The organism is Nonomuraea sp. NPDC049709 (assembly GCF_040674815.1).
GTDB lineage: Bacteria > Actinomycetota > Actinomycetes > Streptosporangiales > Streptosporangiaceae > Nonomuraea.
In genome coordinates this window covers 1-13,918 of sequence record NZ_JBFANM010000051.1, presented here as the reverse complement: position 1 = coordinate 13,918, position 13,918 = coordinate 1, and the positions used below count along the sequence as shown (strand labels likewise).

The following is a 13,918-nucleotide window of genomic DNA, read 5'->3' as shown; positions in this document are numbered from 1 at the left end:
AGGAATGGGAACCACGTCATGGGTCACGGGCGGACCCGTCAACTCGCCCTTCGCCGCGCCATCCGGGCTGCTCGGACGCCTGGCCGGACGCTTCATGCTGTGGACGAACCGGCAGGGCGAGCTCCTGCGCGTCCTGCGCGTGCGCCCCGGTGAGCACGTGCTGGAGATCGGGTACGGCCCCGGCGGCCTCGTCCGGCTCCTCACCCGTACGGGCGCCGGGCGCGTCTGCGGCGTGGACCCCTCACCCGAGATGCGGGCCCAGGCCGCCCGCCGCGCGGGAGGTGCCGACCTGCGGCTGGGCAGCGCGGCCGACACCGGCTTCCCCGACGACAGCTTCGACTGCGTGGTGGCGGTGAACAACGTGGCCCTCTGGCCCGACCTGGAGGCTGGCCTGAGGGAGCTGCGCCGGGTCACCCGCCCCGGCGGCCGCCTCGTGCTCGCCTGGCACGGCGGGACCGCTCCCGGCCCGATCGCCCGCCGCCTGCGCCTGCCCGAGGACAAGCTGGGCCGGATCCACAAGGGGCTGGCGGAGCTGTTCGGCACGGTGGGACGGCACGAGCTGAAGTCCCTGACCGTCTTCGAGGCGGCCCCGGGCGGTGCGAACCCGTAGGCTGACCGCCATGCTCGTGTGGATCAACGGCCCGTTCGGCGGCGGCAAGACGCACACCGCCCACGAACTGCACCGCCGCCTCCCGTCCAGCGTGGTGTGCGACCCCGAGCACGTCGGCTTCGGGCTGCACCGGATGACGCCCCCCGCCCTGCGCTCGGACTTCCAGCGGCTGGGGGCCTGGCGGCAGGGGGTGTTCGAGGTGCTCGACCTGGCCCTGTCCGGACACGAGGGCGTGGTCATCGCCCCGATGACGCTGGTCGAGCCCGCCTACTACGACCAGATCCTGGGCCGCCTGCGCGAGTCTGGCCACGAGGTGCGCCACTTCGCGCTGGTCGCCGGCCGGGAGACGGTGCTCGGGCGGCTGCGGCAGCGTGGGCTGAGCCGGGGCCTGAAGCGGGAGGAGTTCGCGGTGTCCAGGCTCGACGAGTGCCTGGAGCGGCTGCGCGCGCCGAAGTTCGCCGAGCACATCGAGACCGACCGGCTGACGGTCCAGCAGGTCGCCGACCGGATCGCGGAGGCGGCGGGCCTGCGCCTGGCGCCCGACACCGACGGCGCGCTACGGCGCCGGCTGCGTCGGATCGGGGTCACGCTGCGGCACATCAGGCTCGGCTGACAGGCGGGCCGCCCTGGCGTGCAGGTAGCGCTGCTGGGGCAGGCTCATGGCTCGGCCGGCCGCCTCCTCGTACGCCTGGCGGGCCCCCGCGAGGTCGCCGGCCATCTCCAGAAGGTGCGCCCGGACCGCGTGCAGCCGGTGGTCGCCAGAGACCCGGTCGTCGTCCCGGAGGCGTTCGAGCCGGTCGAGCCCGGCCCGGGGACCGTGGGCCATGGCCACGGCCACGGCGTGGTTGAGCGCCACCATGGGGTTGCCGGAGATGCGCATCAGCAGCTCGTACAGCGCCGTGATCTGCGGCCAGTCGGTCTCCTCCACCGTGGGCGCCTCGTCGTGCAGGGCGGCGATGGCGGCCTGGAGCTGGTAGGGCCCGGGCGTCCCCCGGGAGAGCGCGCCGGTGACGAGCTCGACGCCCTCGGCGATGTAGGCCGCGTTCCACCGGCCGCGATCCTGCTCGGCCATCGGGATCAGCGCGCCGTCCGGCCCGGTGCGCGCCGGGCTCCGCGCGTCGGTGAGCAGCATGAGGGCCAGCAGCCCGGCCACCTCGGCATCGGCGGGCAGCAGCCGGTGCACCATGCGGGCCAGCCTGATCGCCTCCGCCGCCGGCTCGGCGCGGTGCAGGTCAGGCCCGGACGTGCTGGCGTACCCCTCGTTGAAGATCAGGTAGAGCACGTGCAGCACCACACCCAGGCGCTCGGCGCGCTCGGCCGCGCGGGGCAGGCGGAACGGCAGGCCGCTGTCCTTGACCCGCTGCTTGGCCCGCGTGATCCGGCGCGTCATGGTGGCCTCGGACACCATGAACGCGCGGGCGATCTCCGCGGTCGTCAGGCCGCCGACCGCGCGCAGCGTGAGCGCGATCTGCGAGTCCGGCGTCAGCGACGGGTGGCAGCACATGAACAGCAGGATGAGCGTGTCGTCGGAGGCGCCGGCCGGCTGGTCGGCGGCCGGGGCCAGCCAGTCGTCCGGCAGCGCCCGGGCCGCGACGGTGTCCTCGCGGCGGCGGCGGGCCTGCTCGGCGCGCAGCAGGTCGGTCAGCCGCCGCGCGGCCACCGTGATGAGCCAGGCTCGCGGATCGTCGGGTACGCCCTGCTCCGGCCACTGCGTGGCCGCCGCCAGGAGGGCCTCCTGCACCGCGTCCTCCGCGGTGTCGAAGTGCCCGTAGCGCCGGACCAGCGCGCCGAGAACCTGCGGCGCCAGCTCGCGCAGCAGGCGCTCTCCGGCGATCCCGTCGATCTCGTCCCTCCCTCAGAACCCCATGTCGTCCGCGGACTCCATGATGGGCCGGATGTCGGCGTACGCGTTGGCGTGGACGTCGCCGGGGAATGGGCACTGGCCCAGGCGGGCGGCGATCTCGGTGGCCCGGTCGAAGCTCTCGCACTCCACGATCCAGTAGCCCGCCAGCACCTCCTGGGTCTCGGCGTAGGGCCCGTCGGTGACGAACGGGACGCCGTCGCGGGCACCCACCCTGCGGGTGTGGACGGGCGCGGCCAGACCGCGGGTCTCGACCAGCTCGCCCGACTCCTCCAGCTCCTTGTTGACCGTCGTCATGAACTCGTGCATCGCCGCCATGTCCTTCTCGGTCCAGATGACCCGCCCGGTGTCCTTGCCGGACATCTCGTCGTAGTCCTGCTGGGAGGCGTAGGAAAGGATCATGTACTTCACGGGGGTCGCCCTCTCTCTTGGGTTGCCTTTCGGGAGGGACGTCGGAGCCGGGGCGGCGAACCGGACACATTCCAACGTAGGGCACTATCGACATCGTGCCTTACGCAACCGCCTCCGACGGCGTGAAGCTGTCCTACCAGGTCCGCGGCGACGGGCCGCCCCTCGTGCTGCTGCAGGGGCAGGCCAACGACCGCCGCTGGTGGGACTCCGTACGCGCGGACTTCGACGGGACGTACCAGACCATCACCCTCGACTACCGCGGCACGGGCGACAGCGACAAACCCGACGAGCCGTACACCACGCGCGGTTTCGCCACCGACGTGCTGGCCGTGCTCGACGAGGTGGGGGTGGGGCGGGCGCACGTGTACGGGACGTCGATGGGCGGCCGGGTGGCCCAGTGGCTGGCGGCCGACCACCCCGCGCGGGTCGGGGCGCTGGTGCTCGGCTGCAGCTCGCCGGGCGGCGCCCACGGGATCGAACGGAGCAACGACGTACGCAGGTCGCTGGCCCAGCCGGACCGGGCCGCCGCCGAGCGGGCGCTGCTGGAGCTCATGTACACCCCCGCCTGGCTGGCCGCCCACCCCGGCCCCCACCACACGACCGGCGACCCGGACATGCCCGCCCACGCCCGGCGCCGCCACCTGGCCGCCAGCGCGGGCCACGACAGCTGGGACGCGCTGCCCGGCATCACCGCGCCCACGCTGGTCGTGCACGGGACCGACGACGTGTTCAACCCGGCCGCCAACGCGCCGCTGCTGGCCGGGCGCATCCCCGGGGCCGAGCTGCGGATGATCGAGGGGGCGCGGCACGCGTATTTCGAGGAGTTCAGGCAGGTGGCGAGTCCGATGGTGCTGGAGTTCCTGTCGCGGCCCTCGTGAGGCGGGCGGCCAGCTCCCGCAGGTGCTCGGTCAGCTCGGGCGGTTCGTGCACCTCGAACTCGCAGCCGATCGCCGTCAGCCGGAAGGCCAGCCAGTCGAGGGTGTCGGCGTGCATGCGCAGGCGGCAGACCCGCTCGCCGATCGGGGTGACCTCGCCCAGCGCCCTGATCGGCTCCGTGATGGGGGCGTGCAGCGTGACGACGGCCTCGTACGTGGACGCCAGCGAGTAGAGCTGGTCAGCAACGTAGGCGGCCGCGCCCCCGGCGGGCAGCTCGCGCGGCACGATCCTGGCACCCGTCGGACGCAGCTCGTCGATGCGGTCGATCCGGAAGATCCGCCAGTCGTCGCGGTCGAGGTCGTGACCCAGCAGATACCAGCGCCGCCCGGCCACCACCAGCCGATGCGGATCGACCAGCCGCCTGCTCGTGGCCCCGTCGTTGGCCCGGTACGCGAACCGCACCCGCTCCTTGCCCGCCGCGGCCACCGCCAGCGCGGTGAGCCGCCCCGGATCCACCTGGGGCCCTTCGAGGGCGGGCATGGGCACGGTGGCGCCGCCCAGCGACCTGACCCGGTGGCGCAGCCGGGCGGGCAGCACCTGCTCCAGCTTGGCCAGAGCACGTACGGACGCCTCCTCGATGCCCTGCACCGGGTGCCTGGCCGCGGTGGACAGGCCCACCGTGATGGCCACGGCCTCCTCGTCGTCCAGCAGCAGCGGCGGCATGGCCGTGCCCGCGACCAGCCGGTAGCCACCGGCCGCGCCCATCGTGGCCTCGACCGGGTAACCGAGGTCGCGCAGGCGCTCCACGTCACGGCGGACGGTGCGGCGGCTGACGCCCAGGCGCTCCGCCAGCTCTCCGCCCGGCCACTCGCGCGGGGTCTGGAGCAGCGACAGCAGGTTCAGGAGGCGGGAGTCGGCCATGGATCCCATCCTATGTAGGACAGGTCCTGGCCTACTTCGGGCCTAGTGTCGGTGACAACGCACTGACCTTCCTGGAGGGAACATGACCGTCAAGCCGATCCCCGAGGGGTACACGACCGTCACGCCGTGGATCATCTCCCCCGACACGGACGGGATCATCCGTTACCTCGAGACCGCGTTCGACGCCGTCGAGCTGGGCCGCGTGACGGACGCCGACGGCCGGATCGGGCACGCGGAGGTGCGCATCGGGGACGCGATCGTGATGCTCTTCGACTCCGCGCCGGGCTGGCCGCCCACGCCGGCCTTCCTGCGCCTGTACGTCCCCGACGCCGACGCCACCCACCGCCGGGCCGTGGCGGCGGGTGGGACGTCGATCACCGACGTCACGCACCTGTACTGGGGCGACCGCGTGGGCCGGGTGCGCGACCCGTTCGGCAACCTGTGGTGGATCCAGACGCGGGTGGAGGAGGTCTCCGAGGAGGAGCTGGGACGCCGGATGAACGATCCGGAGTTCACGAAGGCGATGGAGTACGTCCAGAGCGCCCGGTTCTTCTAGCCTCCTACGTCCACCTCTCCGCCAGTGCGCGCAGGTCGGGGGCGGAGACGTGCGGGGTGCTCATCACGCTCGGGTACGCCGTCCCGCGCCGGTCCAGGTACGCCCCGATCAGCCCCGCCCGCTGGGCGCCGTCGATGTCCCACGGGTGCACCGCCACCAGAGCCGCCTGCCCGGGGTCCACTCCCGCCTGGGCCACGGCGTACTCGTAGGCCGCTCCGGCCGGCTTCCACACCCGGGGGCCGCTCACGTCCAGCGTGGCCTCCACCAGGTCGAGCAGGCCCTCGCGGCGCAGGATGCCCTGGGTCATGGCGGCGGCGCCGTTCGTCATGGTGAACAGCCGGATCCCGGCCTCGCGCAACGCCCGCATGCCCGCCGGCACGTCGGGGTGCACCCGCAACTCCGCGAACCCGCTCAGCACGTGACCGATCGCCTTGTCCTCCAGGCCCAGGGCCTTGAGGACGTCGGTGGCGATCTGGGCGAACTCGGCGTAGCCGCCGGCGGCCGTGAGCGCGAAGCCGTCGCGCAGCACGCTCGCGAACCACGCCGTCATCTGCTCGCCGGACAGGCCCACCTCCTCGAACCTCACCCTCAGCGGCTCCATGTCGGTGAGGGTCTCGTTCACGTCGAAGATCACTACTTGCGGTCTGGCGTCCATCTGTCTTCTCCTCGCGTTCTGTCGGGTGTCAGGTTTCCGTCCGGCGGGCTTCGGTCAGGCGGCGGCCGGGCGGAGGGAGTCGAGGGCGGCGGTCACGCCCTCGCGGAGCGCGGCGGCGTCGGCGCCGGCGCGCGAGCGCAGGTTCACCCCGTAGGCGAGCAGGGTGAGCAGCTCGGCGGCCGCGTCGAGGTCCGTGTCCGGGCGGAGCTGCGGACCGGCCGCCTCCAGGGCGGTGCGCATGGCCGTGCGCAGCCGGTCCTGGTGCCGGTCCAGCACGCGGCGCACCTCCGGGTCGGCGCCTTCGGCATGGGCGTTGGAGACCATGCAGCCCCAGCGCGCGTGCTCGCCGGCGCACCGGGCCTCGATCAGCCGGTCGAAGAAGGCGGCGATGGCGGGCAGGCCGCGCCCGTCGGTCGCCAGGGCCTGGAACACCGGCTCCGAACGGCGCTCGACGTAGCGGGTCAGCGCCTTGACGTAGAGGTCCTGCTTGCCGCCGTACGTCGCGTACAGGCTGGAGCGGCTCAGGCCGGTCGCCGCGACGACCTCCGCGACTCCCGTGGAGGCGGCCCCGCGCTGCCAGAACAGGCGCTCCACCTGCTCCAGCACGGCGTCGGGATCGAAATGCTTCACGTCCGGCATCGGCACCTCCCAAACTTGGAACGGTCGGTCCAAGATAGCAAATCGATTGGACGTGGCGCGTACGGGGTTGCTACGTTGCCGCGTATGTCCAGCCCCGAGGCGTCAAGACGCTAGCCACCGGTCGTCCGGTGGCTGTTCCGCGCTGCTGACCCCGCATGCCGGGGCGCTGACGCCTGGACCCCGTTCCCGCCGCATTGGCCGTGCGTTCGCACGCGTCGCCGGCCTCGGCCAGGGAATCCCCGCCACGCCATTCGGATGCACCGTTGCGTCGTGCTCTGGTCGCCCTTCTGACACCGGTCGTCGGGCGCCTCTCTCGCGGCAGGACGATCCTCACTCCGTCCTGCGCGCATCCATGTGCCGATCCATGACGTGGTCGCGGAGTTTCTTTCATGCCTTTCGCTGTCTACCTGCTCGGACTGGCGGTCTTCGCCCAGGGGACGTCCGAGTTCATGCTGTCCGGGCTGGTGCCCGGCATCGCCCGGGACCTGAACGTGTCCATTCCCGCCGCAGGGCTGCTGACCTCGGCGTTCGCCGCCGGGATGGTGGTGGGGGCGCCGCTGATGGCGGTGCTGAGCCTGCGGCTGTCCAGGCGGTTCGCGCTGCCGGCCTTTCTGGTGGTCTTCCTGGTCGTCCACGTGCTCGGCGCGGTCACGACCAGCTACGAGGTGCTGCTCGGCACGCGGGTCGTGGCGGCGCTGGCCAACGCCGGGTTCCTGGCGGTGGCCATGGCCACGGCGGTCGGGCTGGCGCCGCCGGACGCCAAGGGGCGCGCCACGTCCGTGCTGCTGGGCGGGGTCACCGTCGCCTGCGTGGCGGGGGTGCCCGGGGGCGCGCTGCTCGGCGAGCTGTGGGGGTGGCGCTCGGCGTTCTGGGCGGTGGCCCTCGCGCTGGTGCCGGCCATCGTCGCGGTCCTGAAGTCCGTACCGGCCGAAGCTCCGGGTGCCGCCGACGCTCCGGGTGGGGCCGACGCTCCGGGTGCCGCCGACGCTCCGGGTGGGGCCGACAGCCGGACCGGCGGGCGCGTCGGCGGGCGGGGTGCGGGTCGGTTGCCGGGGAGGGCGCGGGTCGAGGCGCGGGCGTTGCGGCGGCCTCGGCTGCTGGTGCTCCTGCTACTGGGAGCGCTGGTGAACGGCGCCACCTTCTGCACGTTCACGTACCTCGCGCCGCTGCTCACCGAGGTCACCGGGATCGGGTCCGCCTGGATGCCGGGGATGCTCGCGCTGTTCGGGCTGGGGTCGTTCGCCGGGGTGACGATCAGCGGGCGGATCGCGGACCGTCGGCCCGTACCGCTGCTGGTGATCGGTGGAGTGGCGCTGGTGGCCGGATGGGCCGCCTTCGCGGTGGCCGCCGGAGCGCCGGTACCGGCGGTCGCGCTGGTGTTCGTCCAGGGGACGCTGTCGTTCGCGGTCGGCTCCACGCTGATCTCCCAGGTCCTGTACGCGGCCACCGGCGCCCCCACCCTGGCCGGCGGGTTCGCCACGGCGGCGTTCAACGTGGGGGCGGCGCTCGGTCCCTGGCTGGGCGGGGTCGCGATCGGGGCCGGGCTCGGGTTCCGGTCGCCGCTGTGGGTCAGCGCCGTGCTCGTGGGCCTCGCCCTGGCCGTCGCCGCCGGCGCCCACCTGATCGGATCGCGGCCCAGGGGAAACCCGGTGGAGGCCGATCTTCCGCATAGGGCACAGTGAACGCCATGGAAGCTGTCGCACATTTCCAGCGGGAAGTACGCGCATTCCAGGACGCCGCCCGCCAGGCGGCCGACGCAGGCGACGCGCCCATCGTGCCGTCCTGCCCCGGTTGGACCATGTCCGATCTCGTGGGCCACCTGAGCGGGGTCCATCGATTCGTCGGCGTCATCGTCCGAGACCGGCTCAAGGAGCCGCCCGACTTCGCCTACCTGGCCCGTACCGAATCGCCTCCCGACACGGCGGGCTGGCCCGCGCCGGACAGGTCCCCCACCTTCGGGCCGATCCCGGGCAGCCTGCTGGACTGGTTCACGGAGGGGGCGGACCGGCTCGCGGCGCTGTTCCGGGAGTGCGCGCCGGACGAGCCCGCGTGGACCTGGTCGGAGGAGCAGACGGTCGGGTTCTGGCTGCGGATACAGGTCATCGAGGCCGCCGTGCACCGCTGGGACGCCGAGAGCGCCCTCGGCACCCCTCGTCCCATCGCCGAGGAGATCGCGGCGGATGCGATCGCGCACACGTTCGAGGTGATGGCGCCCGCGCGGCGGGCCTGGACACAGGCTCCGGCGGGGGCGGGCGAGGGGTTCCGCTTCGTCCGTACCGACGGGCCGGGTGAGTGGGTGGTTCGCTTCGAGGGCGAGCACGTACGGGTCGGCGACGGGGACTTCGACGTCGAGCTGGCCGGTACGGCGTCGGACCTGATGTTGTTCCTCTGGCATCGGATCCCGGCCGACGGGCTCCACGTGCGGGGCGACAAGGCCGTACTCGATCGCTACTTTGTCCTGGTTCCTCCCGTATGACCTAATCTTGCCGGTATGCAGGTCTGGGACATGGACGGCACCCAGCTGGCCGTCATCAGGCCGGTCTCCGGCGCTTTCGCCCGGCACAGCCACGACGAGTACGTCATCAGCGTCAACCTGTGCGGGCGCGAGCAGGTGCGGCTGGACCGGTCCTCGTTCGAGGTGGACCTGGACGAGGTGACCGTGTACAACCCCGGCCAGGTCCAGTCCTGCACCACCCGGACACCGGACGACGTGGCGTTCACGTGCGTGAGCTGGTACGTCCCGCCGGCCGTGCTGGAGTCACTGGTCGGCGGGCCGCCGCCGGAGTTCGAACGGCCGGTCGTACGCGCCGCCCACCTGCGCTCGGAGCTGCTGCGGGCGGCGCGGGACCTGGACACCGGGGGCGACGACGCGGCCCTGGTGGCGGAACGGCTGACGCTGATGCTCCTCCACCTGCTCGACCTCACCGCCCCCACCGCCGCCCGTACCACCACGCCGGTCACCTCCGCCATCCCCGCGCCCATCGCCGCCGTGCTGGACCGGCTGCGGTCCGACCTGTCCAGCCCGCCCCGCCTGGCCGACCTCGCCGACGACGCCGGGATGTCCCGCGAGCACCTCGTACGGTCCTTCACCAGGGCCACCGGCTGCCCGCCGTACGCCTGGCACCTGCAGGCCCGGCTCGCGGAGGGCCGGCGCAGGCTGCGCGCGGGCCGGCCGGTGGCCGTCGTGGCCCATGACCTCGGGTTCGCCGACCAGGCGCACTTCCACCGGCACTTCACCGCCGCGTACGCCATCACGCCCGGCCGTTACCGGGCCATCAATATCTGACAAGACGCCTCGGTGCACCTGCCGCGAGAGTGAACGCCATGTCCGAGATCTTCATGCTGGCCCTCTGGGTGGGGTTGCTGTTCAACGCGGCGCCGGGCGCGGTGTTCAGCGAGTCGTTGCGGAGGGGCGTACGGGGAGGGTTCCGGCCGGCGTTCGCGGTGCAGGTCGGGTCGCTGGCCGGTGACGCCGTATGGGCGCTGCTCGGGCTGGCCGGCGTCGGAGCGCTGTTCACGGTACCGGCGCTGCGCGTCCCGCTGACGGTCACCGGGTGCCTCCTGCTCGGCTGGCTCGGCCTGACGGCGCTCCGCGACGCCGCCTTCCCCCGCCCCGCCCCGCCCCCGGGCACCCGCCCCGGCCGTGGTGCTCTCGCGGTCGGGGCCGCCATGTCGCTCGGCAACCCCTGGAACGTCGTCTACTGGTCAGGCGCGGCCGGGGCCGTCAGCTCGGTGCTGGGCTCCGACGCGGGGGCCGCGAGCCTGGCCGTCTTCTTCGCCGGTTTCATGACCTCCTCGCTGGCCTGGTGCTTCATCTCGGCCGGCCTCATCGCCATCCTCCGCAAGGCGCTGCCGCCACTGGCCGTACGAGTCCTGGAGGCGGCCTGCGGGGTCGCACTGCTCGCCTTCGCCGCCCTCCTCGCCGCCCGACTCATCCCCGGCAGCGCATAACCCCGCACAGGCACCAACCTGAAACCCCCGCAATCCCAGTTCCCAGCCATCCCGAAGCCCGTTCCCTTCCAACACACCGGCCCGCCCCCAACGGCCCCACCCCCTGACGAACCGGCCACCACAGGCGCGTAGGCCCGCCGCCTCCGAACGCATCGGCACACCCCTCAGCCGGCGGTCTGCCAAGACGCCTCGACGAGGGCCCGTTCCGTCGCGGACAGGTGGACGGCCGCGGCCAGCCACGCCCGCGCGTACCGATCCGGCCCGGCATCCGTCAACCGGCCGAACACGTCACGCTGCCACCGATCGGCCTCGGCGGCGAGCCCCGCGGCCAGCTCGGCCGCGGCGGGGAAGCCGCTCCGGCGCAGGGACGCCCCCTGCACCTTGAAGTCGCCACCGCGTCCCGACTCCGCCACCGCCCGGCGTCCCCCGGCGACGGCCAGCTCGACGAGCCGCCGCACCCGCCACAACGGCGCGCTGGACACCGGATCCACGTCGCCGGCCCCGCCCATGAGCCCTTCCAGGTCGTTGACCGGCGAGGGAAGGTGGGCGCTCTGCAGGCGGTCGTAGCCGAGGTCGGCCCGGCCCTGCCATTCGGCGGGCAGCCGCAACGTCGCTTCCACCCCGGGTACGGGCCCCACGGCCAGCGCGGACAGGGTCGCCGCCCGATCCGGCTCGACCCGTCCCACCACCCGCACGCACAACCCGGGCCGGGACGCGAGCCGCTGCAGGTTGGCGACGTGGGCGAGGTCGGGGTGCCGGCCGGCCGGGACGAGCCGGATCAGCGGCCCATCCGCTCGCACCTCGCCGTCGCCGGGTACGAGCTCGCGCGCCAGCACGTGATCCCCCGCCGCGCCGACGATCACCAGATCGCACCCGACCGGCTCCCGGGCCTCGTCTGCTGTGGCCGCCTCGCTCCACGAATCCCCGGCGAGCCGGGCCCTGGCCGCCTCGCCCAGCGGGCGCGCGAACAGTGCCGCCAGCGGCCCCTCCGTCCAGGGCATGCCGTTCGAGGGGGTCGCGCGTACCCCGCTGCCCGCGCCGAGCCGACCGTCCGGGGAGATGGTGGCTCCGACGATCAGCAGTCCGGCCCTGGCCAGCTGGGCGTGGGTCAGCATCGCGGAGCCGATGGCGACGGTCGCGGTGCCCGCGCCACGGGCGCGCGCCGACCCGCCCGGTCTGACGTCGGAGACGGAGAACCAGCGGCCGTCCTCCGTGACGACGTGGGTGACGACACCGCCGTACCCGGTGGCACTGATCACCGGCTCCCGGCAGACGCCGTAGACGCGCAGGCTGCCGCCCTGCTCGTAGTTCCGGCGAACGCTGCCGACCAGCGCCGGATCGGGATCCGCGGCGGCCAGCCTGCCTGTGATGAGCAGGAGCTCGCGCAGTGCGGACACGAGATCCGCCAGGCGGTGGCCGCCGTGCTGCTCGCGCGCCGACCGCAGCCCGCGTACGACCCGGAGGGCCGCGGCCTCGGCCCTGGGCAGCCCGGCCAGGCGAGCGGTATGGGCGGCGCGGAGCAACTCCGCCTGCGCCACCGCGCCGGCGCCCGGCACCCCGGCCACCAGCACCGCCGCCCCAGCCCGCCACAACCCCGCCGCAGCCGCCACCCGCCCGCTGTCGGCCGCAGCCCCCACCTGCCCACCACCGGCCGTGGCGCCCACCTGCCCGCCACCGGCCGCGGCGACTGACCCGTCACCGCCGGCCGGCGTCAGTCCGGTGGCTGGATCTGCCCCGGCCGGCGACCCACCGACAGACGCGGGACCCGCACCCGTACCAGCCCCCGGACCGCCCCCCGAACCAGCCCCCTGGCCAGCCTCCGCACCAGCGCCCGGACCGACCCCCGAGCCAGGCCCCGAACCAGCCCCCAGACCGGCCCTCGGACCCGCCTCCGAATCGGCAGGCACGACCTCACCGGAGCCGGCGCCACCATCAGCGACACCTCCACCGGGGGCGGCATCGGCGGCGACCGCCACAGCCCCGGACTCCCCCACCGGGCACGCGCAGAGCACCGCGGCCCGGTGCAGGCATCGCGGCGCGAGCAGGCAACTGCACCTCGCCTGCCCCTCCTCCACGACCACCCCGGACGCCCCCGGCGACAGCGTCACCACCGCGTCCTCACCGCAGACGATCTGAACCCCCTCGCCATCCACCACCTCGACGGCAAGGGCGGCGTACTGCTCGACGGCCGCGTCCAGCTTCTTCCGCAGCCGGGAGGTGAGCCCCTCCACGGCGGCGGCGACCACGTGCGGCGCCGCGGGCGGCAGCTGGGCCGCGGCGGGGGCGTTCGAGGTTGGGGAATTCACCGGTTCTCTCCGCGAAGGCGATCGCCCACCCAGCGGGCGAGGGCGAGCGGGCTGAGGGCGGCGACCGGCATCCCGGCCGCGACGAGTTGCTGGGCGACGGGCAGCGAATAGCGCGGTACGCCGCTGTCGTCCAAGGCGGCGCACCCCAGCAGGTGTACGCCGGACCCGGCCAGGGCGCGTACCTCCCCGAGCAGGCCACCGAGCGGATAGCCCTCCTCGAAGTCGCTCACGACCACCACGAGCGTACGGCTGGGCACGCTCACCAGCGTGCGCGCGTGAGCGAGCCCCGCCGCGATGTGTGTGCCGCCACCGACCCGGACTTCGAGCAGCAGCGAGAGCGGGTCGGTCACCTGGTCGGTCAGGTCGATCACCTGCGTGGAGAACGTCAGGAAATGGGCGGAAAGCGTGGGCACCCCCGCCAGGACCGCGGCGGTCAGCGCCGACCAGATCACCGACGCCTCCATGGAGCCCGACACGTCGACCACGAGGACCAGCCGCCAGTCGGCCTCCTGCCGGGCCCGTGTCCCGAACACCGGCCGCTCCGGCACCACCACCAGCCGCCCGTCCTCCAGGCGCCGGCTGTGCTGAAGGTTGGCGCGCAGGGTGCGGGGCAGGTCGAGCCGCCCGCCAGGACGGCGGGTCGGGCGCGGGCTTCCCAGCCCGGTCAGCGCGGGCCGCAGCTTCGTGGCCAGCTCGCGGGTGAGCTCGGCCACCAGCCGTTTCACGAGCGGCCGCAGCTTGGCGACCTGTTGCTCGGGCAGGCCACCGGCCAGGGAGAGCACGGAGGTGAGCAGCTCGACGGACGGGCGTACGGACGCGGGGTCCAGCTGCGCCAGCACGTCGGTACGCCCGGCGTCGGCGGCCCGGGCCAGCACCTCCTCGCGCACCTCGGTCCCGAACAGCGCCTCCAGCTCCTCCGCCCACTCCCGCGCCGTGGGGAACGACCCCTCCTGGCCTCCGCCGTCGCCCCGGGGCTCGAAGTCGTCGGAGCCCTCGCCGCGGCCGGCGCCGTACAGCTCGTCGAGGGCGCGGGCGGTATGGCGCGGGCAACCACGCAGGCCCTACCCGAACCCCCCCCGGAGCAAACCGCCCACGAAACCCCGGCCCCGCCCCCGCCCCGCCAACGGCCGCC

General features: G+C 73.9%; 15 protein-coding genes. 8 read left to right on the top strand and 7 right to left on the bottom strand.

Annotated elements, in window-relative coordinates:
- The first annotated feature begins 4 nt into the window (after window positions 1–4).
- Window positions 5–610, top strand: coding sequence for a methyltransferase domain-containing protein (locus tag AB0J69_RS39940; RefSeq protein WP_364128855.1), 606 nt, complete (start codon window positions 5–7; stop codon window positions 608–610).
- A 10-nt stretch (window positions 611–620) separates the two neighbouring features.
- Window positions 621–1,223, top strand: a complete 603-nt coding sequence (locus AB0J69_RS39935) for an AAA family ATPase (RefSeq protein WP_364128852.1) — start codon at window positions 621–623, stop codon at window positions 1,221–1,223.
- Here AB0J69_RS39935 and AB0J69_RS39930 read toward each other — a convergent pair.
- Window positions 1,167–2,453: a sigma-70 family RNA polymerase sigma factor gene (locus AB0J69_RS39930; protein WP_364129029.1), complete on the bottom strand. Its 1,287-nt coding sequence runs from the start codon at window positions 2,451–2,453 to the stop codon at window positions 1,167–1,169. The genes AB0J69_RS39935 and AB0J69_RS39930 overlap by 57 nt on opposite strands.
- Window positions 2,454–2,465: 12 nt before the next feature.
- Window positions 2,466–2,873 (bottom strand): YciI family protein, encoded by a 408-nt coding sequence (locus tag AB0J69_RS39925; RefSeq protein WP_364129026.1) that lies wholly within the window; start codon window positions 2,871–2,873, stop codon window positions 2,466–2,468.
- Window positions 2,874–2,977: 104 nt separating this feature from the next.
- On the opposite strand from AB0J69_RS39925, the gene AB0J69_RS39920 reads away from it, so the two are divergent.
- A complete protein-coding gene (locus AB0J69_RS39920) occupies window positions 2,978–3,760 on the top strand; it encodes an alpha/beta fold hydrolase (protein ID WP_364128850.1) in 783 nt (260 codons plus the stop codon).
- Here the strand turns inward: AB0J69_RS39920 and AB0J69_RS39915 are convergent.
- Window positions 3,708–4,679 (bottom strand): YafY family protein, encoded by a 972-nt coding sequence (locus AB0J69_RS39915; RefSeq protein WP_364128847.1) that lies wholly within the window; start codon window positions 4,677–4,679, stop codon window positions 3,708–3,710. The genes AB0J69_RS39920 and AB0J69_RS39915 overlap by 53 nt on opposite strands.
- Before the next feature lie 82 nt (window positions 4,680–4,761).
- Between AB0J69_RS39915 and AB0J69_RS39910 the strand changes: the two genes are divergently transcribed.
- Window positions 4,762–5,235, top strand: coding sequence for a VOC family protein (locus AB0J69_RS39910; RefSeq protein WP_364128844.1), 474 nt, complete (start codon window positions 4,762–4,764; stop codon window positions 5,233–5,235).
- Between the two features lie 4 nt (window positions 5,236–5,239).
- On the opposite strand, the gene AB0J69_RS39905 is transcribed toward AB0J69_RS39910, so the two are convergent.
- Window positions 5,240–5,890: a haloacid dehalogenase type II gene (locus tag AB0J69_RS39905; RefSeq protein WP_364128842.1), complete on the bottom strand. Its 651-nt coding sequence runs from the start codon at window positions 5,888–5,890 to the stop codon at window positions 5,240–5,242.
- 54 nt (window positions 5,891–5,944) lie between these two features.
- A complete protein-coding gene (locus tag AB0J69_RS39900; RefSeq protein ID WP_364128840.1) occupies window positions 5,945–6,529 on the bottom strand; it encodes a TetR/AcrR family transcriptional regulator in 585 nt (194 codons plus the stop codon).
- 389 nt (window positions 6,530–6,918) lie between these two features.
- Here AB0J69_RS39900 and AB0J69_RS39895 point away from each other — a divergent pair, with 389 nt between their 5' ends.
- The 4 genes from AB0J69_RS39895 to AB0J69_RS39880 are packed head-to-tail and all read left to right on the top strand — an operon-like array spanning window position 6,919 to window position 10,480.
- Window positions 6,919–8,211 carry an MFS transporter gene (locus tag AB0J69_RS39895; RefSeq protein ID WP_364128838.1) on the top strand — a complete coding sequence of 431 codons (1,293 nt, stop codon included), beginning with the start codon at window positions 6,919–6,921 and terminating at the stop codon, window positions 8,209–8,211.
- A gap of 5 nt (window positions 8,212–8,216) precedes the next feature.
- Entirely contained in the window at window positions 8,217–9,005 is a 789-nt protein-coding gene (locus AB0J69_RS39890; protein ID WP_364128835.1) for a maleylpyruvate isomerase family mycothiol-dependent enzyme, read from the top strand.
- Between the two features lie 15 nt (window positions 9,006–9,020).
- The gene (locus tag AB0J69_RS39885) at window positions 9,021–9,815 is read left to right on the top strand and encodes an AraC family transcriptional regulator (protein ID WP_364128833.1); all 795 of its coding nucleotides are present in this window, start codon (window positions 9,021–9,023) and stop codon (window positions 9,813–9,815) included.
- A 38-nt stretch (window positions 9,816–9,853) separates the two neighbouring features.
- On the top strand, window positions 9,854–10,480 hold the full coding sequence (locus AB0J69_RS39880; protein WP_364128831.1) for a LysE family transporter: 627 nt from the start codon (window positions 9,854–9,856) through the stop codon (window positions 10,478–10,480).
- Between the two features lie 164 nt (window positions 10,481–10,644).
- Here the strand turns inward: AB0J69_RS39880 and AB0J69_RS39875 are convergent, their stop codons facing one another.
- The gene (locus AB0J69_RS39875; RefSeq protein ID WP_364128828.1) at window positions 10,645–12,786 is read right to left on the bottom strand and encodes a hypothetical protein; all 2,142 of its coding nucleotides are present in this window, start codon (window positions 12,784–12,786) and stop codon (window positions 10,645–10,647) included.
- Window positions 12,783–13,673: a VWA domain-containing protein gene (locus tag AB0J69_RS39870; protein ID WP_364128826.1), complete on the bottom strand. Its 891-nt coding sequence runs from the start codon at window positions 13,671–13,673 to the stop codon at window positions 12,783–12,785. Before AB0J69_RS39870 ends, AB0J69_RS39875 begins: the two co-directional genes overlap by 4 nt.
- Between the last annotated feature and the right edge of the window lie 245 nt (window positions 13,674–13,918).